This window comes from Exiguobacterium sp. s191 (assembly GCF_018618955.1).
Classification (GTDB): domain Bacteria; phylum Bacillota; class Bacilli; order Exiguobacteriales; family Exiguobacteriaceae; genus Exiguobacterium_A; species Exiguobacterium_A abrahamii.
Genome location: NZ_JACSNC010000002.1, coordinates 122,802 through 149,472, shown reverse-complemented (window position 1 = coordinate 149,472; position 26,671 = coordinate 122,802). Strand labels below are relative to the sequence as shown.

Sequence of the window (26,671 nt, the reverse complement as noted above, 5' to 3'; positions counted from 1 at the left end):
CGAACAAACCCCTTTCCCCCTAAAGCAGTTGTGTTGAAATGAGTATAGCATAGAATGAATGGCTATTCATTCATTTTTTTCATTTAGTTTTTACTGTGTCACATAAGCAGATAAGTACTCAAAAAAATCAAGCAGTGGATCATCCACCGCTTGATTTAATCACATCCGATAAGTCATTTTTTTAATTTCATCGCATTGGCCATCAGACCAGGGATGTCCGTATTTTCATGCAATCCACTGAACTGTTCGCTTTGTGGACCGTACGCGTAGAGCGGAACGTCAACACCTGTATGCACGGCAGTCGTCCAGCCGACATACGCTCGTTTACTGATCATCTCATTCAATGTCATGACGCGTTTCTTCGCATCCACTTTTTGCAACGTCTGAATTTCTTCAGCCGTCAAATCAAACGTCGTTTCTCGTTTGACGACAGTTGCGATGTTCGATAAGTCGTTGTTGAACTGACGAACCATCTCATCTCCCGTCGCCTTGACGTTTTTCAAGACTTCCGGTTTCGCTACGTACTCATCGTATCCACCGACTGACATACCACCTGTATCATGGTCACCGGCAACGACGACTAAAGTATGTTTATCTTTTGCAGCAAAACGAAGCACTTTTTCGACAGCCTGGTGGAACGCTTCTGCATCCTTCATCGCCCAAGCAGCATCATGCGCGTGACCCGCCCAGTCAATCTGACTTCCTTCTACCATCAAGAAGAAGCCATCGCGATCTTTCTTCAATGTTTGCAGGGCTTTCGATGTCATCGTCGCAAGACTCGGTTGATTCGTGTTTTCCCGGTCCAGTTCTGGTGCCATTCCTTCTTCTGCAAACAATCCAACAACTTTACGACCGTCCGTCTCATTTAGACTTTCGAGTGAATCCGCATACTGGTATCCTGCTCGTTCTGCTTTCTTCACTAGATTACCAGCCTCTTGAACGCCACCATTTTTCTGATCAAAAAAGAACTTCTGACCGCCACCAAGTAAGACGTCGACTTTCATTTCATCCATGTATTGCTTCGCGATGTCCGCTTCGTTCGCGCGCGTTGCGACGTGTGATGCAAAAACAGCTGGTGTCGCATGGGTGATGGCTGATGTCGAGACAAGTCCTGTTGCTTTGCCGGCTTGATCCGCCCGATCAAGAATAGACGCCACTTCTTTTCCACTTGGATCCATACCGATTGTTCCGTTGTTTGTTTTTGTTCCTGTTGCCATCGCCGTTCCGGCAGCAGCTGAATCGGTCACTTTCGTGTTTGCCGAATACGTCCGCATCATTCCTTTTAAGTGACCGTCGAGTTCCGTCTCCTCGCCTCCTTGATACCAGCGATAGTTCGTTGCATAGGCAGCTGAATAACCGTCCGGGATCATGAAGATGACATTTTTAACCTTCGCTTGTTTCGTGTTTTGTTTTGCCTCAACCGGCTGAGCCGATTCATATGTATAGCCCGCAACTCCCGTCATAAGCACTGTACCGAGAATACCTGTCGCCATCCATTTCTTGTTCATTTGTGTTTCCTCCCTGTTCACGATGATGGTTTCATCATACCGAGCGAATGTAAATGAACGATGGAGACCGCTTTAAGGAATGTAAAGAAACGATGACACCCGAGTTACCACTTCATCTCTTCAAACATGTAATAGCCTTTGTGCTGTTCTTCTAAATATGCCGATAATGGAAGACGGACGTCTTCACTCGTGATGTACTCCGCTAACTCTGTTTGGTTGATCCACTTCGTCTCAATGATTTCTTCATCGGGATCATTTGGATCAAGTACACCACTCACTTCGCAATTAAAATAAGTCACGAGGCTGTGCGCTTGATAGGTCGGCATGAAGTTCTCCGTTAAGAAGGCAAACGACGACGATGTGACCGTCAAGCCGGTTTCTTCTTCCACCTCGCGACGCAGTGCTTGCTCGAGGGTCTCTCCAGACTCAATCTGTCCACCGGGTAAGCTCCAGCGCTTCTCCTGACCTGATTGATTATTGACGACGAGCAGTTGATCGCCCTTGCGGATGATCGCGACAATGATTCGATAGAGTGGATACATGGCGCTTCCTCCTAAAAAGACCACCTTGCCTAAAACAAGATGGTCCACTGTGATTGTTTATTCTAGACCGAGCGACTGTGGCAGACGGACTGCACGTGCGAAGGCATTTTTATAGTCCTTTTTCGCGACTAACTTTTCGACTTCACGGATTGCTGGATGCTGTTCGTCCGCGAACGCACCAAGAATCGTCAAGTAACGCTCGTATACTTGATCGTCTTCCTGACGTGCTTTCAAGAGCGCTGTATACAGCATGACGGTATCTTCGCCGTATAAGACGGGTAATTCTTCATTGATTAAAAGTAACGTATCGATGGACTCCGGATCGACCTTCGGATTGTATTCCGTGATGACCTGCTCTGCGAGTCCTTCGAGTTGATCGCGCCATTCGTTGTAACGCGGCTCATCGTTCTCGAGCCATTCAAACCATTCCTCTTCCAACATCTGCTCCATTTGACGTACTGTTTGTTCAAATGCCATTCGTCTCACTCCGTTCCCAAGTTAAATCAATCGTATACGTACCGACTGCTTGTCCATTCATCTTTAATGTATAGCGAAACTGCATCTGCTGCCGTTTCATCTCAATCGTCTCCGTGTCCGTTTCCATCAACATCTGACCGAATTGACTGCCATATTGGCTTTTGGTCGTCTCTCCTAAAATGAAGACGTGATGCATCGCAACAGGACCTTTGCGATTCAAAGCGATCTGGTCTTTTGACCATTTGATCGTCGTATCGATCGGTTGTTCATCCGGCTGAACGAACTTCACGGCAAAACCGTCTTTTGTTTCGAACAACGTGCCGTCCGCCTCAAGTTCGACCGATTCACGCATCGGACCATCTTCGATCGTCGTCACTTGTCGTAATGACACCGGGTACTTTACTGGTTTCACTTCTATCACCTCATCGTTTAGCGTACACGATTTTTTCGTCTGATGCACCTTCTGCTTACATGCAAGAAAAAAACGGATTCGATGTACTTCGAATCCGTTCAAAACATATTAGCGCACACGGTATAGACGAGCTTCGAATGGACGAAGTTCCAGTTCTGTTCCTTCATGATGCATCGTCGGATAGTTGCCAAGCAACATATTGTCCGAGTGCAAGATGATGTCCGTATCGATTTCTGCTGTTTCGCCTTTTAAGTTTGTAACGATCAAGAATTGTTCGTCACCAAACGTCCGTGTATACGCGTAGACTTTCGTGTCTTCCGGTAAGATGAGATCGTAAGCGCCGTAAATCAACGTCTCTTCCATCTTACGGATTTGGATCATTCGTTTGTAGAAGTTCAAGATCGAATCTTCATCTTGTTCTTGCGACGCGACGTTGATATCCGCGTAGTTCGGATTGACACCAAACCATGGAGATTGATTCGAGAAGCCACCGTTTTGCTCATTCGTCCACTGCATTGGTGTGCGTGAGTTATCACGGGACGAGTTCCAGATGACTTCCATGATTTCCTCATGTGTTTTCCCGGAAGCAAGTTGCATCTCATACATATTTTTTGTCGCGACATCATCATAATCCGAGATATCCGGGAATTGAACGTTCGTCATCCCGATCTCTTGTCCTTGATAGATGAACGGCGTGCCTTGCATGAAGAAGTACATCATCGCAAGCGACTTCGCGCTCTCTTTCCAGTACTGTTCCTCGTCACCCCAAAGAGAGACCGAACGAACCTTATCGTGGTTTTCGAGGTACAAGGCATTCCAACCTGTTGCTTCAAGTCCTTTTTGCCATTTCGTCAGCACTTGTTTCAGTTTGACGACGTCGACGCCTTTTTCTGCATCGGCACGCCAGAGATCCATGTGCTCGAACTGGAAGACCATGTTCATCTTGCCATTCTCTTCTCCGACCCAGAGATCTGCTTCTTCCGGCGTGACGCCATTTGCTTCTCCGACTGTCATGATATCGTATTTCGAGAATGTCTCATCCTTCAACTCTTCGAGATACGCATGGATGCCTTCGACGTTCATATGCATGTCGAATGACGGAACATACGGCATACCGAGCGGGTTCGGGAGATCAGCGAATGATTGATCCTTGTTGATGTGACTAATTGCATCGATTCGGAAACCGTCGATGCCTTTATCGAGCCACCAGTTGATCATCGTATAGACAGCTTGACGCATGTCGCGGTTTTGCCAATTCAAGTCTGGTTGACGACGCGAGAAGACGTGCAGGAAGTACTGCTCTGTCTTTTCATCATATTCCCATGCTGATCCACCGAAAATACTTTCCCAGTTGTTCGGTTCTCCACCATTGACGGCATCTTTCCAGATGTACCAATCGCGTTTATCATTGTCTTTTGATGAACGTGATTCAAGGAACCACGGGTGTTCATCCGATGTGTGGTTGACGACGAGATCAAGCAAGACCTTGATGTCACGCTTGTGCGCTTCTTCCATTAAGAGATCGAAGTCCGCCATCGTACCAAACTCATCCATGATATCTTCATAATCACTAATGTCATATCCGTTATCGTCGTTCGGTGACTTGAACATTGGGCAAATCCAAAGAACGTCGACGCCAAGATCCTTCAAATAATCCAGTTTTGCGATGATACCCGGAATATCGCCGATTCCATCGTTGTTTGCATCGTAAAAGCTGCGTGGATAGATTTGGTAAGCAACTGCTTCTTTCCACCAAGCTCGTGTAATTGTTTGTTGGGCCGTTTCAGGGCGCGGTATCATTTGTGTCATGTGTCGTGAATCCTCTCGTAGGTCAGTCTTTGGGGTGTTATTTTCATCAGTCAGTTAACTTCTATACATATAGCGCAACCGATTGCGCAATTCCTCTACCTTCATCTTATCAAATCCACTTTTAAAGTCAATGTTTCGGGGGTGATTCCACCATTTCACATCAACGGTTGTCACTCTTCGTTCACACTGAATATTTCAGGTTGTTTTACATTACATTTACTGAATTATCCTACACTGTTTATCGGTCGATTTCTACCCTTTTGCATAACCTTTCCTTCCGAAAGTGAATCTTTTTTTCTTCGTTCGGGTATACCCTTACCAATGCATCTAAAAAAGGGGGATTTTCAAGATGAAGGGACAATTCTTTATTGGTGGACAATGGCTAGATCATGGACGAGAACGGACGGATGTTACGAATCCAGCTACTGGAGAAGTCGTCGGTAGTGTACCAAACGGAACAAAATCAGACGTCAACGACGCAGTAGAAGCAGCACGGAAGGCATTTCCTGATTGGTCGAAACGGACAGTCTACGAACGTGCCGAACTGCTCGAAAAGTTATATGCGAAGATGATTGAGAAAAAAGATGAACTGGCTCGCCTGATGACGCTTGAAATGGGGAAACCGCTTGCTGAATCAGAAGGTGAAGTGCAGTATGCCGCAAACTTCGTCAAATGGTTTGCAGAGGAAGGAAAACGCGCTTATGGACGTGTCATTCCAACGCATGATGCTTCTAAACGACTTCAAGTCATCAAACAGCCGGTTGGTGTCGTTGCTGCGATCACACCATGGAATTTCCCGGCTGCCATGATTACCCGAAAGCTTGCTCCAGCACTCGTCGCCGGATGTACGTTCGTCATCAAACCACCAACAGCGACTCCGCTTACCGCGCTTCGTCTTCTTGAACTCTGTCAGGAAGTCGGGATTCCAGAAGGCGTCGTCAATGCCGTTACAGGGAGTGGGAAAGCACTCGGTGAATCACTCGCGACACATCCACATGTCGATAAGATCACCTTCACTGGTTCAACCGAAGTCGGACGGACGCTGATGGCTCAAGGAGCAGAGACGATCAAGGCGATGTCGCTCGAACTCGGCGGACATGCACCGATTCTCGTCTTTGATGACTGTGACCTTGATTTAGCTGTTGCTGAGACGATTAAGTCGAAATTCCGTAATGGCGGTCAAACGTGTGTCTGCGGAAACCGGATTTACGTATCCGACTCGATCTATGACGCGTTCGTTGAAAAACTCGGGCAAGAGACAGCGAAGCTGAAGACCGGAAATGGTCTTGATGCTGAGACGAAGATTGGACCGATGATCAATAAAGCCGGTTACGATAAAGTTAAAAAACATGTCGATGATGCGACAGCCACTGGTGCGCGAGTCGTCACGGGCGGAACAGGAACGACGGATGAGGAGAACGATGTCTATTATTATGAAGCAACCGTTCTCGCGGACGTAAAACCCGGCATGCTGATCATGAACGAGGAGACGTTCGGACCTGTTGCTCCCGTCCAGCGTGTCAGTTCTGATGAGGAAGCGGTTCGTTACGCCAACCAGACACCGTTCGGTCTCGCTTCGTACGTCTTTACAAAGGATTATGCGCGTGCGATTCGTGCAATCGAGGGGCTTGATTACGGAATCGTCGGCTGGAATGACGGCGTCCCTTCTGCTGCACAAGCACCATTTGGTGGAATGAAACAGTCTGGTCTCGGACGCGAAGGTGGTAGTGAAGGACTCGAAGCGTATCTTGAGACGAAGTACATTTCCATCGGTGGACTAGCGTGAACGCCGCGGATTGGTTCGTCCAATGTTTAGAGGCAGAGGACGTCACGCATATCTTCGGTGTTCCCGGTGAGGAAAACATCACATTACTTGAATCACTCAGTCGTTCGTCGATCACCTTCATCACGACGCGTCACGAAACGAACGCTGCATTCATGGCAGCGATGTTCGGTCGCCTGAGTGGGCGACCGGGTGTCTGCCTATCGACGCTTGGTCCCGGTGCGACCAACATGATGACCGGTATTGCAAGTGCAACGATGGATCACTCCCCTGTCGTTGCGATTACAGGTCAAGGCGCGACAGCACGGCAACATAAAGCATCGCATCAAATGTTTAATCTCGTAGACCTCTATCGTCCGGTCACGAAGTCTAGTACGTCCGTTCTGTCGGCGGAGGTCATTCCGGAAATTGTTCGACGTGCCTTTGCGACGGCACAAAGCGAAAAACCAGGGGCAACCCATATCTCTTTTCCAGAAGACATTGCAAAACAAGAACGTGATCAAGCAACGACACCCTTACAGCAGGACAGTACACCAACGCATCTTCATTCCTTGACGATTGATGATCCCGATGCCTTACGTCTGATTGAGCGCGCAAAACGTCCAGTCATCATTGCTGGATTTGGCATTCATCGGCAACAAGCACTCGATGCGTTTCGAGCATTCGTCGAAAAGCTCCAAGCTCCCGTCGTCGAGACGATGATGGGAAAAGGAGCGATTTCTTCGCACCATCCGCTTGCTGCACACACGATCGGTTTACCGGACGTCGATTACAACCAGCGGATTCTCGATGCGAGTGACCTCATCATCACGGTCGGCTACGATATTACGGAGTTACCTCCGCAAAAATGGAATCCGAAAAAGACACCAATCGTCCATTTGGATACGAATCCTCACGAAATCGATGCCTATTATCCGGTCGTCGCGAATCTAGTCGGACCACTCGTCGATATGCTGACTGTATTGACTCCTTTACTGCCCGAGCGTGCGTGGAACGACTGGCAACAAGATCGCGATAAATTACGCGACGAGATTCAAGAAACGTACTCGCTTGCCTTGCCTTTACATCCTCAAAGTATCGTCCGTGAACTCGAACGAACCGTCGGGGAGGATGGCATGGTCTTCTCGGACGTCGGCGCACACAAAGTCTGGCTCGCACGCCATTATCAAACGACACGTCCGGATCAGTTATTCATTTCCAACGGATTTGCTTCGATGGGCTATGGTTTATCGAGTGCGCTCGCAGCCAAACTGTTATATCCGGACCGGCGAATCGTCTGTGCCGCTGGAGATGGTGCCTTTTTGATGAATGGACAAGATCTTGAAACCGCCGTTCGTCTGAAGCTGCCGCTCGTCGTATTGATTTGGCGTGACGGTACCTATGGACTCATTGAATGGAAACAACAACAAGCGTTTGGGCGGTCATCCTACATCACGTTTGACAATCCAGACCTCGTTCAACTGGCTCATGCCTTCGGCGCACTCGGTCTCCGTGTCGGTGAACACGGCTCTCTCGCACATTGTCTTGACCAAGCATTTGCGAGTGATGGACCCGTTTTGATTGACTGTCCGGTCGATTACCGGGAAAATCTAAAGTTAAGTGAACGTCTCCGGACGTATGGAGGGTGATATACATGACACAACCACGTAAGCTGCAATCCATTTCTGATTTTGATCAATTTGCGTCCGAACACAACGCGTTCGTGATTTGCAAACACAGCACGACATGTCCGATTAGTGCCGCAGGATTCTCGGAGTATACGAAGTTTGCAGATGAAACGTCTGTTCCAACAGCGTATCTTTTCGTCCAAGAAGCTCGGACGTTATCGAACCACATCGCCGAACATTACAGCGTTCGGCACGAGTCACCACAAGTCTTATTCATTCAAGACGGTAAATCGGTCTGGACAGCCTCGCATTACGACATCACGAAAGATGCACTCGAAACGAACGTCCAGTAATGCTAGACTTCCGGCTGTTTCAAACTGAAGACAAAGCGCAATTTTTCTTTAACGAGAAGGATTGCGCTTTTTTGTTTACCACGAATCGTTATCCTAGGAAGCGATGTCGAGTGTACAACATGCTTCTTTCTTTGTTTACTTCACTAGAAAAACGCTTTCAATCTTACATAAAAAATAAAATTATCTTTCTTAGCTATTATTATTTGTAATTCGAACTAAATCGGATTAAGATAAACTACAGATAGAACGACCGTATAGAAATATGTACCGTTAGTTTAGTTAGGAGGATATTCATGCAACAAAGTGCAACTCACACAGCTCGAGCTCCTTACGGCATTCTCGCCGTTTTGATGATCGGGGCATTCATTGCTTTCTTAAATAATACGTTGCTCAACATCGCCCTGCCTTCCATCATGAAGGACCTAGCGATCGAACCATCGACTGCTCAATGGCTGTCAACTGGTTTCATGCTCGTCAACGGTGTCTTGATTCCGACATCTGCGTTCTTGATTCAAAAATATTCGGTTCGTCGCCTCTTCTTACTCGCGATGACGCTCTTCTCGGCTGGAACGATTCTTGCCGGCTTCGCAGAAGTCTTCCCTGTCTTGCTTGCAGGACGGATGATTCAAGCATCTGGTTCTGCGATCATGATGCCGTTACTGATGAACGTCATGCTCGTCAGTTTCCCGATTGAAAAACGTGGGACTGCGATGGGCTTCTTCGGATTGATCATGATGGGGGCGCCAGCGATCGGACCGACGTTGTCTGGTTGGATCATCGAGCACTACGATTGGCGGATGTTGTTCCACTTCATCACACCAATCGCCTTGATCGTGCTCGTCGCTGGTTTCTTCTTACTTCGTGATGTCAAGGAACGGTCTGCCACTCGGATCGATCTCGCTTCCGTGGCACTTTCGTCACTTGGTTTCGGTGGCTTACTGTATGGATTCAGCTCAGCTGGCTCTAAAGGTTGGGACAGCTTCCACGTATATGGAGCGCTGATCGTCGGAGTCATCGCACTCGTGACATTCATTTACCGTCAGCTCCATATGGAACGTCCGATGCTCAACTTCAAGATTTATCGTTACCCGATGTTCGCCTTGTCTTCTGCCATCTCGATGGTCGTCACGATGGCGATGTTCTCGGGCATGTTATTGCTTCCGATTTATGTCCAGACGATTCGCGGTATCTCACCACTTGATGCGGGTCTCATGCTATTACCAGGGGCGATCTTGATGGCCGTCATGTCACCAATCAACGGGAAACTGTTTGATAAGATCGGTGGACGTCCTCTTGCGTTGACTGGTTTGTTCATCACAGTCGTTACCAGTTACTACTTCAGTCAGCTTGAGATGGATACGACGTATACGCATCTGATCGTCCTGTATTCGTTACGGATGTTCGGGATGTCAATGGTCATGATGCCAGTCTCGACGAATGGTTTGAACCAGTTGCCAACGCGCTACTATCCACACGGAACAGCGATGAACAATACGTTGCAACAAGTATCCGGTGCGATCGGAACCGCCTTGCTCGTAACGATCATGTCGACGCATGCCAAGACGCGTGGGACAGAACTCGCGGCTGAAGCGGCGAAGAACATGACGAGTCAACCGACAGCTGAAGCGGCTGCTGCTCTGAAACAGCAGATTACGATGCAAGCGACGCTTGACGGAATCAACTATGCGTTCTTCATCTCGACGTTCATCGCTGGTCTAGCATTCGTCCTTGCCTTCTTCATTAAACGGGCGACACAAGCCGAAGATATCATCAGCGATCAACGCTCATTGAACGAAACGATCGTCAAACCACAAGTTTCCAATCAGTAAGTGCAAAAGCAGTCGCCTCTCGCGACTGCTTTTTTTATTTTTTAAGCTATATACTGGTACCCCCCACACCTATATGTTAGAGTAAAGATAACAACAAAATCACCAAAGGAGGCACGACTATGACACACGATCACCCCGTCGTTCCACGAACGAATGAAGAACAAGATGCGTTGATGAAGCGATTGAAGCGCATCGAAGGACAAGTCCGCGGGATTGCTAATATGGTCACTGAAGATCGGTATTGTATCGACATTTTGACGCAAACGGCATCAATCCAAGCAGCACTAAGACAAGTCGAACTACAAATCATCGAACGCCACGTTAAGATGTGCATGCATGAAGTCGCCACCCGTCAAGATAGTACGGACGCTTACGTCGATGAATTGATGTCGGTCATCGCTCGATTGAAAAAGTAAGGAGGGTTTTCTGATGTCAAAAACGATTGAGTTTGATATTGAAGGCATGACGTGTGCCGCCTGCTCCGCCCGGATTGAAAAAGTCCTCAACCGGATGGACGGGGTTGAAGCAACGGTCAACTTGCCGCTTGAAACCGCTCGTGTCTCGATTTCTGATGCCTATGACGATCAAGCGATCATCGAAAAAATCCGAAAAATCGGCTACGGGGCAACGGTCAAACAAGCACCACACGCAACAAAATCGAATCGCCGGATGCTGTATCGCTTTATAATCGCGGCCATTCTATCGTTACCGTTGCTCGCGAGCATGCTGACGCATATTCCAAACAGTCCGTTCCACCTTCCATTCTTGATGAATCCGTGGCTACAGTTTGCTTTAGCGACACCGGTTCAATTCATCATCGGAGCGCCCTTCTATAGTGGGGCCTATAAAAGTTTACGGAGCGGTAGCGCCAACATGGACGTTCTCGTTGCACTCGGAACATCGGCAGCTTACTTTTATTCCGTTGCTGAAATGCTACTCGTCTCTGATATGCCGCATCTCTACTTTGAGACGAGTGCGATTCTGATTACACTCGTCTTGCTCGGCAAGGTCCTTGAAGACCGTGCGAAACAACAGACGACGGGAGCAATTAAAAGTCTGCTCTCCCTACAAGCAAAGGAAGCCGTCATCTTAGAGGACGGACAGGAACGAACTATCTCCATCGATGCGATTCAAACCGGGATGATCTTACTCGTAAAACCTGGGAATAAAATTCCGACAGATGGTGTCATTCGTGCAGGCGACGCGTATCTCGATGAGTCGATGTTGACCGGTGAATCTGCGCCTGTTCATAAAACGGTTGGGGCATCTGTCATTGGCGGTACGCTGAATACGAATGGATCTTTACAAGTCGAAGCGACAAAGATCGGACAAGCGACGGTTCTTTCACAAATCATTCGTGTCGTCGAACAAGCGCAGACTGAAAAAGCACCGATTCAACGACAAGCCGATCGGATTTCTGGTGTGTTCGTGCCGATTGTCGTCGCCATCGCGCTTCTGACATTAGCCGCTTGGTGGATGATCAGTGGATCCTTTGCGGAAGCGATTCGTCCTGCCATCGCGGTGCTCGTCATCGCTTGTCCATGTGCACTCGGACTTGCGACACCGACTTCGATCATGGTCGGAACCGGAAAAGGGGCAGAACGAGGTATACTCTTTAAAGGAGGCGCTCAACTCGAAAATCTCCAACATGTCGATGCTGTCGTCTTTGATAAGACCGGAACACTGACAGTCGGTCGCCCTGTCGTCGTCGAAACGTTCGGTACGGAGACAGCGCTCGATTTCGCTGCTGCGCTTGAACGGCAATCGGAACACCCTCTTGCTCGCGCCATCACAGCAGAACGGGATGTCGTCTTTGATATCGAACGGTTCCACGTCGAATCAGGACGTGGGATCACGGGACAAATCATGGGACATGATCTCATCGTCGGATCGGCGCGAATGATGCAGGAACGAAACATCGTTCTTCCTGATTGGACATCACCTGGAGCGACTCTCGTATACGTCGCTGTCGATGGAGAAGTCGCGGCCGGATACGCCATCCGTGACGCGCTAAAAGATTCAGCGAAAGAAACGATCCAGCGTTTGCGCCAGACAAAAGAAGTATATCTCTTGACCGGTGACCGCCGGGAAGTCGCCGATCATTTAGCAACAGAACTGGGACTGGATCCAGCGTTCGTCTTTGCTGACGTTTTGCCGATTGAAAAGGCAGATGTCATTCAGTCACTTCAACAAACGAAACGTGTCGCGATGGTCGGAGACGGTATCAATGATGCCCCTGCTCTCGTAACAGCGGATGTCGGCATCGCGCTCGGTAGCGGAACGGATGTCGCTCTTGAAGCAGCCGACGTGACGTTGCTTGGACACGATTTGAAACAAGTTTTACTTGCGATCGAGCTGAGTGAGCAGACGATGAAAAACATTCGTCAAAATCTCGTCTTCGCACTTGGCTACAATACGATTGGCATTCCGGTCGCTTTTCTCGGTCTGCTTGCCCCATGGCTTGCGGGTGCCGCGATGGCATTCAGCTCTGTCTCTGTCGTGACGAATGCGTTACGATTAAAACGTACCCCACTATCTGAAGGAGGAACTTCATCATGAAAGAAACAACGTTATCTGTCATCGGTATGACATGCAATCACTGTAAAGCGAGTGTCGAATCCGCTCTATCTGAAGTCGAAGGTGTCCAACAGGCAACTGTCTCACTCGAACAAAACCAGGTTACAGTCCAGCACGAGGATGTTCCTCGTGAACGTCTCGTCGATGCGATCGAAGAAATCGGCTACGATGTACCGACTGCTTAAATTTTCATGCCAAACTGCTTCTAACACGCAGTTTGGCTTTTTTATTTTTTGAAAAGCGGGAATGTACGGAGTAAGGAGGGGTTCGTATGGTACCGAAAATCGAATTCGTAGAACACTTCGACGACAACAAAGGAAAACGATTTAAAATCGAACTTTGGAATCTCGGAACCTTCACATTCAGTGCCGAGTCAGCTCGTGGACCTGTCACCCGTTTCACCTCCATTGACATTCAATTCGTTCAAGCTTGCGTTCAACGAATGCGCTCGATCGTGGACGCTAAAAAAGCATTTCAGGAAGATCAACCGGTCTAATCCTGTTCTTTTTCTATTCTCCTCATGGCACTTGCCATGAGTTTTTTTGTTTCCGGTCAATGTTTTTCAATATTCTCGTCTTTTTTTCGAAAATCAGTATCGCTTCGTCAAGATGAACCGATAAGAAACAGACATCATTTTATTCACATCTTGAGTATTGGAGGCAACTACGTGCGTAACCCTTTTAAAAGTAAGACTACTTCGGCTTATCAAGCTACAATCGGCTTTCCTGATTCCCGTCTCATCACAAAGACGGCAGATCCTGATCTCACATCCCGTCTCGTATACATGGGATATACAGAAGAACAGCTACAGACACTTAAATCGATGGCACCTGTCGTTCAAGGGATTTTAGATGAGGTCCTTGAACAAGTTCTCGATCACCTTCTCTTAAATCCAGAGATGGCAACGATCGCGAAACAATCATCGACACGCGAACGACTGAAGAAAGTTTTCGCCGACTATTTCACGAGTCTACTGACAGGAAACATGGACGAGTCGTTTCTCGCGATGCGGACACGGATGGGACAGACGCATAAACATAACTTCGTTCCCGTCACTTGGTTCATCGCTTCGTATGCTGCATTTCAGACGTTGTTGATTCCAAAAATCGTTGAACATTATCAGCATGACCCAGCGCAACTGACGACAGCAGTACTCGCCTTGACACATGCGATGAACTTAGATGCTCAAATCGTGACGAGCCAGTATGTCGATTCTCGTCTTCATGAAGTGACAGCAGCGGACGAGTCGCGTCGTCAACTTTTGACAGACGTCGTTCGTGTCAGTCAAGAAGTTGCAAGTTCCGTCGAGCACACGGATCATGCCATCATTGAGACCAGCCGTCGTGCCTCACAAGTATTAGCAGAAACAGCTCAGACAGAGCAGACGAGTCAGCAACTCGTCCAAATGACGATTGCCAACGAACGACAGATGCAACAGATGGAGCAACAATTCGCTCAATCGACACAACAAGTCGGTACTTCGCTTGAAAGCATCCATGAATTGAAGACAACGTCGGATGACATCGTCCAGATGACGCAAAGCATCGAAGCAATCGCCAATCAGACGAACTTACTCGCGTTGAATGCTTCGATTGAAGCAGCACGTGCCGGTGAACACGGTAAAGGATTTGCTGTCGTCGCGACCGAAGTTCGAAACCTTGCCGAGAATGCGAAATCGTTGAGTAGCAGTATCAACGGTCTGATTCAAAAGAACAATGGTAATATCACACAACTCGTTTCTCAGATGGAAGACATCACACGCGCCAACACCGCATCTCAGCAAGAATTGCAACAAGTCAAACAAGGAATCCAAACCGTCAAGAGTGAGATGGAAAACTCTCTCACCTTATTTGGACGAAACAAGGAAAACCTCGGACAAATCGTCGAGACGATCCAAGGTCTCAGTAAGACGACACAAGGATTGACGACACTGACGACGGATCTTGTCGCTGCTTCCGAAACACACTAAAAAATAGGCAATTCTTATTCTCGGTTTTAACCGAAATAAGAATTGCCTATTTTACTTTACTCGTCTTGTTCTGCTGTGACGACAAGACGCTGATCATATCCTTTTGACTCTGAAAACGTACCTATACATGAAATGAGCGTCAGTTTATTCATGACGGTCGCACCGAAGATTGATCCGACAGGTGCTTCATCGACAGGATAGGACATGACGTTCGTCACCACGTACGATACCTGTTGTCCTGCTTTTCCCGTCACTTCAATCCGTTGCCCTTTTTTCATCTTGGCTAAATCATAAAACACAGCGGGACCTTCTTGATCATCCAAGTGTCCGGCTAGTACGACATTTCCGGTTTGCCCGGCTTTTGCTCCGTACTTGTACCAAGCAACCTGATCAGTCTGTTTCGGAACATCCATCCGTCCTTGTTTATCCTTCCCGACGACTTCGATGTTCGCTTTCACATCGAGCGTCGGAATTGTAATACGCGTTGGTATGAACGCCTCTTCATCCACCTTTTCAGATGGAGTGGACGAAGAAGACGTCGTTGTTTCGGTTTGTTTTGGTTTTTCCGGCTTTGTAGCATCTGGAGGTGATCCCGATTGACATCCGGCTAATACGAGTAAGAGAAGAAGACTACTCTTAAGCGTTTTGTTTACGACGGACGACATACGCTGTTCCTACTAACAAGGCAGCTGCTGCTGCGACTGCCCATGGTGTAGCAGAAGCCGTATCAGATGAACCACCAAGTCCTGTTTCTGGCATTGATGCCATTTCACCACCGTCTGGGATCAAGAGGACTTCAAATGCTGGTTCGCCTTCAAGCAAGCCAATTGCGAGTGCTGTATAGTTTTTACCACTGTCAAGTTTGACACCATCCAGTGCTTTGACGACATCCGTTGCGCCTGCAGGACGGACTTCAAGGTCATACGTACCTGCATCGAGTGTACCGTAGTCAGAAACTTTCGAGAATTCAAGGTTACTGAAGAGTGGGTCTCCACCTTTTGGTGCGACATCAACAGCTGGTGCATCTGGTGCAAAGTGTGCGACACGAACCATTGATTTTCCATCTTCGCCTTTACCGTTATCTTCCATGACCGCGAGTTTGATATCAGCTAATTTGCCGATTGCTGCGACCGAATAGAATTTACCAGCTTCTACGTTGAGTGTTTGAGAGAGCACAGGATCTTTCGTAGTTCCTGCAGCGAATACTTCTACTTTATGTTCGCCAGCTGGTAGTGTGAGATAATCTGTGACATCTTTGAATTTTGCTCCTGATACCGCTTTTTTGCCATCGACCGCGATATCGACTGCCGGAGCATCTGGTGAAGCATGAATGACACGAACCATTGCGTCATCTGCTGCGCCTACTGGTAGCACGAATAGTGCAAACAGTAACGTAGCGGTCACAAACGATAAGAGTTTCTTCATCTTTTTTCCACCTTTCTGATTGTCAAATGTACATCGCTCTCAAACCAATGTTCTTACACTTCAGAACATTTCCTTCGTGGTGACATCTTAAACTTAAGACACTGCCGTAAATGTGTAAAGATTTCAGTGTGCTATGAACTTGTTCTACAAACACATTGACTTTTTCTTTCTTTTCGAAATAAAATATTTTATATAACAACAGAAAAGAAGGTTAAAGCCTATGGATTCCTACGATTTGAAAATTATTAATTTTTTGAAAAGGGATGCCCGGATGAAATGGTCAACACTTGCACAACACATCGGCTTATCGGCACCGGCTGTTGCAGAGCGCGTCGCACGCTTACAAGAGCAAGGTATCATCCGTCAGTTGACGACGGTGCTAGACCCCTCCTCCTTTGACTATCGTCTTGCTGCATTCGTCGCTGTTTCACTCGAGCGACCAGAACATCGGGCACCGTTTCTAAAACGGATTCAAGAACTTGAACATGTACTGGAATGCCATCACGTCGCCGGGGACGATGATTACCTACTTAAAATCCGTTGTCGTGATACAGAACAACTTGATGAAATCATCACCTACCACATCAAAGAATTAGCAGGTATCCTGCGGACGAAAACGACGATCATCATGCGAACGGAAAAGGAGTCGCTTCATTTTCCGTTACCCGAGGTCGACTGATGTTTACGACTGGTTTTGGAATCGGGTTTGCCTTAGCCGCCCCCGTCGGTCCAATCGGACTTTTATGCATGCAACGGACTCTTCGACATGGACGAATTTCCGGAATTGTTTCCGGACTCGGAGCCGCAACGGCAGACTTTACTTATGGATTGCTTGCCTTATCTGGTTTTTCACTCGTCCAATCTTTACTCACCCAAGCATCCTGGATGCAACTGATCGGCAGTCTGTTTTTGTGTTACATCGGCTGGTCGATGTTTCAAGCTCCTTCGACCGCCTCAATTTCCGATACAGCCTCGTCACGATTAAGTAGCTATCTATCCGTCTTACTCCTGACGTTCTTGAACCCGATGACGATCACACTGTTCCTGGCGTTGTTCGCACGATTTAAATTGACGATGACGAACGGACAGGATGCCTTTTTGTTTCTAATCGGTATTTTTCTCGGTTCTGCAACTTGGTGGGTCATTCTAGCGAACATCACGCACCTGCTCAAGCACCAGCTTGCGACACCCACTTTACGTATCATCCAGTGGACGTCTGCCAGTCTAATCATCGGATTCGGTGCGTTCGGGGTCATTCAGTTGTTCTTCTGAGCAAAACAAAAGAGACCGACATCACGTCCGGTCTCTTTTGCTTTTTCATTTAATGAATCCAATCATCATTTCGCGTAATACTTTCGCTGCCGCGATCGCTGTCATGTCGGATTGATCGTACGCTGGGCATACTTCTACCAAATCCGCGCCGATGACGTCGACGTCTGCTCGCGAAATCATGTGAACGACTTCGAGTAGTTCCTTCGTTGTCACTCCACCGATTTCTTGTGTCCCTGTTCCTGGTGCTGCTGACGGATCGAGAACATCGATATCGATCGTGACGTAGACTTTTTTACCGGCAAGTGTTGGAAGAACTTGACGAAGCGGCTCGACGATCTCGTATTTGAAGAGGTTGTAGCCTGACGTCTTCGCCCATTCGAACTCTTCTTTCATCCCTGAACGAATTCCGAATGAATAACAGTTCTCTGGTCCGATCAAGTTCGCGATCTTCTTGAGTGGTGTCGAGTGCGACAATGGCTCTCCTTCATACTCATCGCGTAAGTCCGTATGCGCATCAAAATGAAGCACGACAAAATCATCATAGTGTTTATCGAACGCTTTGACGACGGGCCATGTGACTAAATGTTCGCCACCCATACCGAGCGGGAACTTGCCTGCTGTCAATAACGAATCGACGTATTCTTCAATCATATCAAGTGATTTTTGTGCGTTCCCGAATGGTAACGGGATATCTCCCGCATCAAACAATTTTGCGTCAGCGATGTCCCCATCTAAGTATGGGCTATATTCTTCTAGACCAAGTGAGACTTCACGGATACGTGCCGGACCGAATCGTGAACCCGGACGGAAACTGACTGTCCAGTCCATTGGCATGCCGTATAAAATTCCTTTTGCATCTTCGTGAGTCGGTTGACTCGCGATAAAGACTTTTCCTGAATATGCTTCATCAAAACGCATGATCCATTTCCCCCTGTTCATTTGCCGTTTGCTGATGCAAACGCCTCTTTACCTGACAACAGAGCGATTTCGAAGATCGAAACCGCTCTGTTCATGTGTGCTATAGTGACTGAACTCAGCCGTTCGTCAAATCTTTAACGAACTTCGGAAGCGCGAAAGCTGCCGTGTGAAGCTCAGGCGTGTAATACTTCGTGTCGATCTCGTGGAAACGCTCTGGTGCAACAGCAAGCGGATCGTGTTTCTTTGATCCGATCGTGAACGTCCAAAGACCACTTGGGTATGTCGGAACGTTTGCGATATAGAGCTTCGTGATCGGGAAGATTTCTTTGACGTCGCGTTGAACATCACGGATCAAGTCTGGTGTGAACCATGGGTTATCCGATTGTGCGACGAAAATGCCGTCTTCTTTTAATGCTTTTGAAATACCAGAGTAGAAGCCTTTCGTGAACAAGTTGACCGCTGGACCAACTGGTTCTGTCGAGTCGACCATGATGACATCATACTCGTTTTCTGCTTCTGCGATATGCATGAATCCATCCCCAACGATGACTTCGACGCGTGCATCGTCCAATCCACCTGCAATGTTCGGGAGGTATTTTTTCGAATACTCGATGACTTTTCCGTCGATTTCAACCAAAACAGCTTTTTCGACGGACGGGTGTTTCAAGACTTCACGGATGACTCCGCCATCTCCTCCACCAACGACCAGAACCGATTTGGGATTCGGGTGTGTGAACAATGGGACGTGCGCGACCATCTCGTGGTAAACGAACTCGTCCTTATCTGTCGTCATGACCATTCCGTCAAGTAACAACATCGTACCGAACTCGTCCGTTTCAACCATCTCTAGGCGTTGAAACTCCGTTTGTTCGCTCTCATAAACGTGGTTGACACGGAATGTGATACCGTAATCTTCCGTTTGGTGTTCCGTGAACCATAACTTTAATTTTTGTTCCATTTGCGATAGAACCCCTTTCTTTCATCAAGACAAAAGTTGTTCGTATGCGAGTGGCGTTTACGGCGCTTCTTAATCATACAAATGCGAGTATACCGAATTTCGAAAGAAACTTCTATATAATTCGAAAATTTTTGTCTTCCGTCTTTACTCGACGAACGTCACGATTTCCTCAAGCGGACGACGTTGCTTCTCACGTTTTGGTTCGTCTGCCCGGTAACCGAATGCGACCATGACCGGCACCGTGAAAACAGAACGATCGAGCAGTCCACGATCGACGAGTAATTGCTCGACAGCTTGCTGGTCGAATCCTTCGATTGGGCATGAATCGACACCGATTTGTGCCGCCGTCGACATCATGTTCCCAAGTGCGATATAGGCTTGTTTAGCTGCCCAGTCTTCCATCGCTTTTGGGTTATCACCAATCGCAAAATCCTCCTCTAAAAACAGACCGTAACGCTTCGTCCGTCCGGCTTTCGCTTCTTCGGATAGACCAAGGAAATCCATCATCTGCGTGACATGCGGACCATCTGCCTGCATTTGTTCTCCGGTACGGGCAAGGAACAAGACGAAGTGACTCGCTGTCGGTAATTGTCCTTGTGCGCCCCAAGAAATTTCTTTTAAGGCTTCTCGGATTTCTGGATTTTGAATAACGAGCATGTTCCATGGCTCATATCCGAACGAGCTCGGTGACAGACGCGCCGTTTCTAAGATGAACCGGAAATCGTCTTCTGGGATCACTTGACCATTAAATGCCTTTGTCGCATGACGAGATTGAAATGCTTCAAGAATCGCTTGTTTTTGTTGTTGTTTTTCCATGGGAAATGCCTCCTTCAAAATGATGACTGCTCTTGTTATATCAAATCTGATTTCAGACCGCCTCTGATTTGCTCATATCAGTCATTACGTTAGTTTTTAAGTAAAACGGGAAATAAGAATATTAACGTCTTTCTTTTCATTATTTAAAAATTATTTTAAACATTTGATGATCCGCCATTTTACACCTTTCCTTTCTGGTAATCCCCTAGTTTCTATGGTTTCATTTCCCAAACGGTTTGCTTTTTCGCACAAATGTTTGTTACGGTAGTCACCTGCGTGATTAGGTTTTGTTATCGGACAAACGGGGAATCATTATTGTCGTTGTTATCATTCGATTCAAAACAACCATGTAAAATTCGAAAGAAGGTGTGGAACACGATGGAAAATAATCGAAAAAGTAAGATCACAAAAGTCTTTATGGTATCTGTCATTTTCTGTGTGCTCTTTACCATATGGGGAATCTTACCGGAATCCCTAATCGGTGCAGCTAGTCTCGGAAATGTCACATCAATAGCACAATCGTTTGTCTCCAACCGTTTGGGTTGGCTTTATCTCCTCGGAATGAGCGCATTTCTCTTAATTGCCATCTTCCTTATTTTTTCCCGCTTCGGTTCAATCCGACTCGGTAAGGATTCAGACCGTCCTGAATACAGTTTGCTTTCCTGGTTCGCCATGCTCTTTAGTGCTGGTATGGGAATTGGGCTTGTTTTCTGGGGTGTCTCAGAACCACTGACACACTTCCATACGCCACCAATCGCAACAAGTGACCCGACAGAAGCCGGTCCTCTTGCGATGCGTTATTCATTCTTCCACTGGGGCTTGCACCCTTGGGCACTATACGCAGTTGTCGCGCTTGCGATTGCTTACTCGACATTCCGTAAAGGGCGTCCCGCTACTATCGGGGATACCGTCGCTTCCCTAATGAAGCCGCGCTATGAAGCAGCTGGTAAAGGAACAGTTGAAGTACTCGCAATCGTTGCAACAGCATTTGGTGTCGCAACATCGCTTGGTCTTGGTGCGCAGCAAATCTCAGGTGGACTCAACTTCCTGACGAGCAGTGTCCCGAACACATTTACGACACAAATCATCATAATTGCTGTCGTTTCGGTACTGTATATGATGAGTGCTGCATCTGGTCTTGACAAAGGGATCGTCCGCCTCAGTAATGCCAATATCGTCTTAGCGACTCTATTAATGATTGGTGTCATGTTCCTCGGACCATTCAGCTTCATCATGGACCTCTTCGTCCAAACGACGGGTGCTTATCTGCAAAACTTACCGGTCATGAGTTTCCGTGCATCTGCCTTCAACCCAGATGAACGTGAGTGGATCAACGGTTGGACGATCTTCTACTGGGCATGGTGGATTTCATGGTCACCATTCGTCGGAACATTCATCGCTCGTGTCTCGAAAGGACGGACGATTCGTGAGTTCGTCATCGGCATCATGCTCGTTCCAACGATTTTTGGTCTCCTTTGGTTCTCAGTCTTCGGTGGTTCAGCGATTTGGAACGAACTGTTCCAAAACGTCGACCTAATCTCGACTGTCAACGATAAAGGGGTTGAAACTGGAATGTTTGCATTGTTCGAGACATTCGGTGGCTTAGGAACGTTCCTCAGTATCGTTGCCGTCTTCTTGATCACGACGTTCTTCATCACTTCAGCTGACTCCGCGACATATGTTCTCGGTATGCTATCGTCTGGTGGTAGTCTGATGCCAAGCTTACGCATTAAGCTCGCTTGGGGTGTCGTCCAGTCATCGATTGCCGCTGTACTCTTATATGCTGGTGGATTAGGTGCGTTACAGGCTGCTGCCATATTAGCCGCTTTCCCATTCATCTTCGTCGTCGGGATGATGGTCGTCGCCCTATTCAAAGATTTGTCGGATGAACCCGACGCACAAAAAGAAACAACTGAATTAAAACAAGACGCTTAAATCGAATTGATTTCCTCCTTCCGTCGCATACGGAAGGAGGTCTTTTTTGTTATCCTGAATTATGATTAGTGGAAGAAATGAGGTGGCTTATGCGTAAACGTACACGCTGGCTGTTATCCCTTGGCGTCCTCGCCTTAGGAAGCTGGTTTTTATATCGTGAAAACAACATCATCGATGTCTCACAGGTGACGGTGACGTCCAGCCGTTTACCGGAATCCTTTGACGGTTATCGCGTCGTTCAAATTGCAGACTTACACGGTAAAGCTTTCGGATCTGAACAACAACGATTACTGGAAAAAATCAATCAGGCTGAACCAGACCTCATTGTCATGACTGGTGATTTGATTGACTCGAGACGAAACGGTGAAGAAGCTGCCCTTACACTCATGAAAGCGCTCGTCGATCGATACCCGGTCTACTTCGTCACCGGGAATCATGAGGTTCGACTCAATCTAACGATTTTGCCAAAGCTTGAACAACTAGGTGTCACCGTTCTCCGGAATGAATCGCGTGTCATCGAATACCAAGGTCAATCGATTTCGTTACTCGGTATCGATGACCCGACGACGACACGTTGGCGCGAAGGGCTATCGGAACCGGATGGGATTCGTCAAAGTCTCGATCAAGCATTGCAAGACGTATCACCTGATGCGTTTCGACTTTTGCTTGCGCATCGTCCGGAATATAAATCCTTGTATGCCGAGCGTTCCGTTGATCTCGTCTTATCCGGTCATGCGCACGGCGGGCAGATCCGCCTGCCGTTTACAGAAGGTCTGTATGCGCCTGGTCAAGGATTCTTTCCAGCGGTGACGGCAGGTCGCTATCAGGAACAGCAGACCGAACTGATCGTCAGTCGCGGTCTCGGGAACAGCCTGTTTCCGTTTCGTCTGTTCAATCATCCAGAACTCGTCGTCTTGACGCTGAAACGACCATAAAAAAGAACGTGTGCCGTGGCACACGTTCTTTTGTTTAGACCAACGCTTCATGTAAAGCTGCGTCAGCATTTTCCCACATCTCCGGTTTATGTGTCTGCAAGAAATCACGCAGTAATTCCTTTGAACGCTCATCCATGTGATCGACGACGATCCGTCCTTTAAGGGATTTATCCATCTTATTGACGTGATCAGCAAGAATCTTAAATCCGCGACGTGCTTCCGCATCGACTAGCAGATCGCAGGCAGCGACACCACCGTAATAGAATCCTTCTGGCTTACGACCGACCGTCACCCAGACAATCCAGTACAGTTTGCCATTCGGCGTATCGGCTTTATCCGTCGTGAACTTGACGCGTTTCTCGATGGCTGCTTTCGCGTGCATCGCGCCCATATCGATGTAAGCTTCACCGTCTTCCGGAGAAATGATGACTGGTGACATACTATTTAAACTGAGTGTTCCGACACCAAATCCTCCGTGACCGTCTGTAGAGTTATCTGAAATGATATTGAAGTTAATCTTTTTTTCCATCGTGTTTTGTCCCCTTTTAATCCTGTTGCTTCTATCATACCGTATTCCGAGGTGTCTGCAACCCGTCACTCGTAACGGAGAAGCTGTAATTGTTCCTCTGTCGCTCGTCGAATCGTTGGGAGACGATAACACGTCATGGATGCAATTTCCTCGTGAGCCGGGGGATTGACCTCTTCAAGATGAAGCAAAGCGCGGTCAAACAGAGTTTGCGCCGCACGACCGAACAAAAAGAGACGTTCCAGCGAAGAACACCGCGACCGAATCGCACGTAACTGATGCGCCAGTTCTCGCACTTTCGCCTCGACCTCTTCTTCCATGTCAGCCGTCGGTTTTCGATTTTGAAACAACGGTTTGAAACGTACATCGTCTTCAAGCAACGTCAACATCCCGTATCGCTTTGCTTCTTTTTGATTCAGCAGTTGAGCAAGTTCTTTATCCGTTACGAGTCGCCCGAATGGAATATTCTGTTCAAAGACGATATCTGCGACTTCGAGTCCTTTAGCACCAGACAACGGATAATTCGTATCTTCCGGTAACGCCCGATCAAAAATCAGTAACGTATGAATCTTCTTCCGTATGATTGCGTCCATATGTCTCTCCTTTTCTGCCGTATGTGTATGACTACCTTCGCTTCCGACAAGAATAGCTCCTACCTTATACCCTTCTTTTTCGAAAACGATGTTCGAATTGACGAATCCCCTATCGAATGCGCTATACTGATGGCGTATCGTCATCATGTTAGAGGGGGAAATGAAGTCATGCCATATGTTACGGTTAAAATGTTATCGGGTCGTACAGTCGAACAAAAACGTGCCTTGATTGAAAAAGTCACGGAAGCAGTGTCGGAAACGACGAATGCTCCTAAAGAAAACATCACGGTCTTCATCGAAGAGATGGAAAAAACGGATTACGGTCAAGCTGGCGTCATGTTCGCGGATAAATAACCAACAAGAGACGTCCGGTCGTTACCGCACGTCTCTTTTTCCCATCTACTTGATCTCTAAGGAGGAAAACTTATGACTACTGTTACTGTACTTGGTGCGACCGGTCGAACGGGTCGACCTTTGATTGATCGGTTATTAGAAGACGGCTACGATGTTCTTGCACTCGTACGTTCCACGTCACCGGACTTACCCGTCCATGACCGACTTCACGTCCTGACAGGAGATGCGACAAATCCAGAGGATCTCGAACAAGCACTCGCAGGAAGCACCGCTGTCTTCAGTTGTCTCGGTACCGATCAACAGCAGGTCCTCTCGACAGCGATTCCACATCTCGTCACGAAGATGAAAGAAGCAGGCATCGAACGGATCGTCTTCATTGGTACAGCAGGCATTCTCGATGCGTCAGAAGAACCTGGGAAGTATCGTTTCCAATCGAGTGAGTCCCGTCGACGCTCGACGATTGCAGCCGAGGATCACTTGAAAGCTTATCTGACCCTAAAGGATGCAGACGTCGACTTCACCGTCATCTGTCCAACACAACTGACCGAAGACAACGCACTTGCTGCTGACGACCTGTTAATCGAGACGACACGTTTCACTGCACCGACAGGTCCGATTCCCCGGGAAAACGTCGCCCAGTTCGCCTTTGAAGTTTATCGTGACGGAACCCATCATCGCGTCCGTGTCGGGATTGCTTCGCATGGATCAACTGAATGAAAAAACAAAAAGAGCAATGGATCTGCTGATCCATTGCTCTTTCATATGTGTAACGATTATAGCAAGACGCTGACGACGATTGCCGTCAAGACACTGACGAGTGTTGCGCCGTAGAGTAACTTCAGACCAAAACTAGCCGCAACGCTTCCTTGGCGGTCGTTCAATCCTTTAACCGCACCAGCGATGATTCCGATCGACGAGAAGTTCGCAAACGAGATCAAGAAGACAGACACGATTCCGAGTGTGCGTTCCGAGAATTCTTTTGAGTACTCTGGAAGGCTCAACATCGCAACGAATTCGTTCGTGATCAATTTCGTTGCCATGACACTACCGGCACTGACAGCTTCTGCCCATGGAATACCCATGATGAAAGCGAACGGTGCAAAGATGTATCCGAGGATTTCTTGGAACGAGATGTTTAGAACCATCAAGAAGATATCGTTGACCATTCCGATCAAGGCGTTGTAACCAATCAACATCGCACCGACGATGATTGCGACTTTGAATCCATCCATGATGTATTCGCCGAGCATCTCGAAGAACGTTTGTTTTTCTTCGACGATTTCAAGAATATCTTCTTCCGGATCAACCGTGTATGGGTTGATGATCGAGACGATCATGAAACCACCGAACAAGTTCAAGACGATTGCTGTAACGACATATTTCGGTTCGACCATCGTCATGTATGCACCGACGATTGACATCGAAACCGTCGACATCGCTGACGCACACAATGTGTAGAGACGGTTTGCTGGTAATTGACCGATTTGTTTTTTGACTGTGATGAATACTTCTGATTGTCCGATCGCAGCTGAAGCAACCGCGTTGTAAGACTCAAGACGTCCCATACCGTTGACTTTTGATAGGACGAAACCGATACCGCGCATTAAAAGTGGTAAAATCTTCGTGAATTGTAGAATCCCGATCAAAGCAGAGATGAAGACGATCGGTAACAAGACATTGATGAAGAATGGTTGTGCGCCTTCGTTCGCTAAACCACCGAAGACGAAATCAATTCCGATTGCCGCATAACTAAGCAGTTTTTCAAAGACTTTCGCAACGCCACGAATGACGATATATCCGAACGATGTATTGAGTAAAATGAACCCAAGTACGAGCTGAAGAACTAGCATGACCGCAAGCGGTTTCAATTTGATGCCTTTACGGTTACTGCTGACAAGGAGTGCCAAGCCGAAAACGATAGCCAGTCCGAGTAGTGCGATAAGATATTTCATGAAGTACCCCTCTATCTATTAGTTGTTTATCAGTTGTACATTCGTACGATGTCTGACGTTTAATCTCTTTCCAAGTAATAGAATAATCAATATTTCGAAGAACTACAAGAGGAAAAGTTCA

28 protein-coding genes are annotated in these 26,671 nt (G+C 47.5%); 15 read left to right on the top strand and 13 right to left on the bottom strand.

Features of this window, described 5'->3' with window-relative positions; translation table 11 throughout:
- Positions 1 to 173: 173 nt before the first annotated feature.
- The 5 genes from KNQ09_RS12400 to KNQ09_RS12380 form a co-directional block, all read right to left on the bottom strand.
- Entirely contained in the window at positions 174 to 1,508 is a 1,335-nt protein-coding gene (locus KNQ09_RS12400; RefSeq protein WP_214858703.1) for an alkaline phosphatase, read from the bottom strand.
- A gap of 104 nt (positions 1,509 to 1,612) precedes the next feature.
- Positions 1,613 to 2,050 (bottom strand): NUDIX domain-containing protein, encoded by a 438-nt coding sequence (locus KNQ09_RS12395; RefSeq protein WP_214858702.1) that lies wholly within the window; start codon positions 2,048 to 2,050, stop codon positions 1,613 to 1,615.
- Positions 2,051 to 2,107: 57 nt separating this feature from the next.
- Complete coding sequence (locus KNQ09_RS12390; protein WP_050677289.1) at positions 2,108 to 2,527, bottom strand: hypothetical protein; 420 nt, start codon at positions 2,525 to 2,527, stop codon at positions 2,108 to 2,110.
- On the bottom strand, positions 2,517 to 2,939 hold the full coding sequence (locus KNQ09_RS12385; protein ID WP_231681721.1) for a YwiB family protein: 423 nt from the start codon (positions 2,937 to 2,939) through the stop codon (positions 2,517 to 2,519). Before KNQ09_RS12385 ends, KNQ09_RS12390 begins: the two co-directional genes overlap by 11 nt.
- 108 nt (positions 2,940 to 3,047) lie before the next feature.
- Complete coding sequence (locus KNQ09_RS12380) at positions 3,048 to 4,748, bottom strand: glycoside hydrolase family 13 protein (protein ID WP_251138197.1); 1,701 nt, start codon at positions 4,746 to 4,748, stop codon at positions 3,048 to 3,050.
- 349 nt (positions 4,749 to 5,097) lie between these two features.
- Between KNQ09_RS12380 and KNQ09_RS12375 the strand changes: the two genes are divergently transcribed.
- From KNQ09_RS12375 to KNQ09_RS12335, 9 genes are all read left to right on the top strand, one after another.
- A complete protein-coding gene (locus KNQ09_RS12375; protein ID WP_214858701.1) occupies positions 5,098 to 6,534 on the top strand; it encodes an NAD-dependent succinate-semialdehyde dehydrogenase in 1,437 nt (478 codons plus the stop codon).
- A complete protein-coding gene (locus KNQ09_RS12370) occupies positions 6,531 to 8,159 on the top strand; it encodes an acetolactate synthase large subunit (RefSeq protein WP_214858700.1) in 1,629 nt (542 codons plus the stop codon). The genes KNQ09_RS12375 and KNQ09_RS12370 overlap by 4 nt, the downstream gene beginning before the upstream one ends.
- 5 nt (positions 8,160 to 8,164) lie before the next feature.
- A complete protein-coding gene (gene ytxJ / locus KNQ09_RS12365; RefSeq protein ID WP_023466812.1) occupies positions 8,165 to 8,491 on the top strand; it encodes a bacillithiol system redox-active protein YtxJ in 327 nt (108 codons plus the stop codon).
- 293 nt (positions 8,492 to 8,784) lie between these two features.
- Complete coding sequence (locus KNQ09_RS12360; RefSeq protein WP_023466811.1) at positions 8,785 to 10,320, top strand: DHA2 family efflux MFS transporter permease subunit; 1,536 nt, start codon at positions 8,785 to 8,787, stop codon at positions 10,318 to 10,320.
- A 119-nt stretch (positions 10,321 to 10,439) separates the two neighbouring features.
- Positions 10,440 to 10,736, top strand: coding sequence for a metal-sensitive transcriptional regulator (locus tag KNQ09_RS12355; RefSeq protein ID WP_058713463.1), 297 nt, complete (start codon positions 10,440 to 10,442; stop codon positions 10,734 to 10,736).
- 13 nt (positions 10,737 to 10,749) lie between these two features.
- Complete coding sequence (locus KNQ09_RS12350; RefSeq protein WP_214858699.1) at positions 10,750 to 12,879, top strand: heavy metal translocating P-type ATPase; 2,130 nt, start codon at positions 10,750 to 10,752, stop codon at positions 12,877 to 12,879.
- Positions 12,876 to 13,082 (top strand): cation transporter, encoded by a 207-nt coding sequence (locus KNQ09_RS12345; protein ID WP_035399161.1) that lies wholly within the window; start codon positions 12,876 to 12,878, stop codon positions 13,080 to 13,082. The genes KNQ09_RS12350 and KNQ09_RS12345 overlap by 4 nt, the downstream gene beginning before the upstream one ends.
- An 86-nt stretch (positions 13,083 to 13,168) precedes the next feature.
- On the top strand, positions 13,169 to 13,393 hold the full coding sequence (locus tag KNQ09_RS12340) for a hypothetical protein (protein ID WP_023466807.1): 225 nt from the start codon (positions 13,169 to 13,171) through the stop codon (positions 13,391 to 13,393).
- Positions 13,394 to 13,564: 171 nt separating this feature from the next.
- Positions 13,565 to 14,866 carry a protoglobin domain-containing protein gene (locus tag KNQ09_RS12335; RefSeq protein WP_214858698.1) on the top strand — a complete coding sequence of 434 codons (1,302 nt, stop codon included), beginning with the start codon at positions 13,565 to 13,567 and terminating at the stop codon, positions 14,864 to 14,866.
- A 56-nt stretch (positions 14,867 to 14,922) separates the two neighbouring features.
- Here KNQ09_RS12335 and KNQ09_RS12330 read toward each other — a convergent pair whose 3' ends face one another.
- Both KNQ09_RS12330 and KNQ09_RS12325 read right to left on the bottom strand, forming a co-directional pair.
- On the bottom strand, positions 14,923 to 15,531 hold the full coding sequence (locus tag KNQ09_RS12330) for a class F sortase (protein WP_029343216.1): 609 nt from the start codon (positions 15,529 to 15,531) through the stop codon (positions 14,923 to 14,925).
- Positions 15,503 to 16,291, bottom strand: coding sequence for a DUF4397 domain-containing protein (locus KNQ09_RS12325; RefSeq protein ID WP_023466804.1), 789 nt, complete (start codon positions 16,289 to 16,291; stop codon positions 15,503 to 15,505). The genes KNQ09_RS12330 and KNQ09_RS12325 overlap by 29 nt, the downstream gene beginning before the upstream one ends.
- A 220-nt stretch (positions 16,292 to 16,511) precedes the next feature.
- On the opposite strand from KNQ09_RS12325, the gene KNQ09_RS12320 reads away from it, so the two are divergent.
- Both KNQ09_RS12320 and KNQ09_RS12315 read left to right on the top strand, forming a co-directional pair.
- Positions 16,512 to 16,970 (top strand): Lrp/AsnC family transcriptional regulator, encoded by a 459-nt coding sequence (locus KNQ09_RS12320; protein WP_214858697.1) that lies wholly within the window; start codon positions 16,512 to 16,514, stop codon positions 16,968 to 16,970.
- On the top strand, positions 16,970 to 17,563 hold the full coding sequence (locus KNQ09_RS12315) for a LysE family translocator (RefSeq protein WP_214858696.1): 594 nt from the start codon (positions 16,970 to 16,972) through the stop codon (positions 17,561 to 17,563). The genes KNQ09_RS12320 and KNQ09_RS12315 overlap by 1 nt, the downstream gene beginning before the upstream one ends.
- Before the next feature lie 45 nt (positions 17,564 to 17,608).
- Here KNQ09_RS12315 and speB read toward each other — a convergent pair whose 3' ends face one another.
- The 3 genes from speB to KNQ09_RS12300 form a co-directional block, all read right to left on the bottom strand.
- Positions 17,609 to 18,481: an agmatinase gene (gene speB, locus KNQ09_RS12310; protein ID WP_214856210.1), complete on the bottom strand. Its 873-nt coding sequence runs from the start codon at positions 18,479 to 18,481 to the stop codon at positions 17,609 to 17,611.
- A gap of 115 nt (positions 18,482 to 18,596) precedes the next feature.
- Positions 18,597 to 19,439, bottom strand: coding sequence for a polyamine aminopropyltransferase (speE, locus tag KNQ09_RS12305; protein ID WP_023466799.1), 843 nt, complete (start codon positions 19,437 to 19,439; stop codon positions 18,597 to 18,599).
- Between the two features lie 144 nt (positions 19,440 to 19,583).
- Entirely contained in the window at positions 19,584 to 20,255 is a 672-nt protein-coding gene (locus tag KNQ09_RS12300; RefSeq protein WP_214858695.1) for an NAD(P)H-dependent oxidoreductase, read from the bottom strand.
- A gap of 378 nt (positions 20,256 to 20,633) precedes the next feature.
- On the opposite strand from KNQ09_RS12300, the gene KNQ09_RS12295 reads away from it, so the two are divergent.
- Together KNQ09_RS12295 and KNQ09_RS12290 are read left to right on the top strand one after the other, a co-directional pair.
- The gene (locus KNQ09_RS12295) at positions 20,634 to 22,190 is read left to right on the top strand and encodes a BCCT family transporter (RefSeq protein ID WP_064300512.1); all 1,557 of its coding nucleotides are present in this window, start codon (positions 20,634 to 20,636) and stop codon (positions 22,188 to 22,190) included.
- Positions 22,191 to 22,279: 89 nt separating this feature from the next.
- On the top strand, positions 22,280 to 23,125 hold the full coding sequence (locus KNQ09_RS12290; RefSeq protein ID WP_214858694.1) for a metallophosphoesterase: 846 nt from the start codon (positions 22,280 to 22,282) through the stop codon (positions 23,123 to 23,125).
- A gap of 34 nt (positions 23,126 to 23,159) precedes the next feature.
- Here the strand turns inward: KNQ09_RS12290 and KNQ09_RS12285 are convergent, their stop codons facing one another.
- Together KNQ09_RS12285 and KNQ09_RS12280 are read right to left on the bottom strand one after the other, a co-directional pair.
- Positions 23,160 to 23,654: a YwhD family protein gene (locus KNQ09_RS12285; protein ID WP_023466794.1), complete on the bottom strand. Its 495-nt coding sequence runs from the start codon at positions 23,652 to 23,654 to the stop codon at positions 23,160 to 23,162.
- Positions 23,655 to 23,719: 65 nt separating this feature from the next.
- The gene (locus KNQ09_RS12280) at positions 23,720 to 24,244 is read right to left on the bottom strand and encodes a hypothetical protein (RefSeq protein WP_064300510.1); all 525 of its coding nucleotides are present in this window, start codon (positions 24,242 to 24,244) and stop codon (positions 23,720 to 23,722) included.
- A gap of 168 nt (positions 24,245 to 24,412) precedes the next feature.
- On the opposite strand from KNQ09_RS12280, the gene KNQ09_RS12275 reads away from it, so the two are divergent.
- On the top strand, positions 24,413 to 24,598 hold the full coding sequence (locus tag KNQ09_RS12275; RefSeq protein WP_023466792.1) for a 2-hydroxymuconate tautomerase: 186 nt from the start codon (positions 24,413 to 24,415) through the stop codon (positions 24,596 to 24,598).
- Between the two features lie 72 nt (positions 24,599 to 24,670).
- A complete protein-coding gene (locus KNQ09_RS12270; RefSeq protein WP_064300509.1) occupies positions 24,671 to 25,315 on the top strand; it encodes an NAD(P)-dependent oxidoreductase in 645 nt (214 codons plus the stop codon).
- 56 nt (positions 25,316 to 25,371) lie between these two features.
- Here the strand turns inward: KNQ09_RS12270 and KNQ09_RS12265 are convergent, their stop codons facing one another.
- Positions 25,372 to 26,550 (bottom strand): NupC/NupG family nucleoside CNT transporter, encoded by a 1,179-nt coding sequence (locus KNQ09_RS12265; RefSeq protein WP_023466789.1) that lies wholly within the window; start codon positions 26,548 to 26,550, stop codon positions 25,372 to 25,374.
- Positions 26,551 to 26,671: the final 121 nt, after the last annotated feature.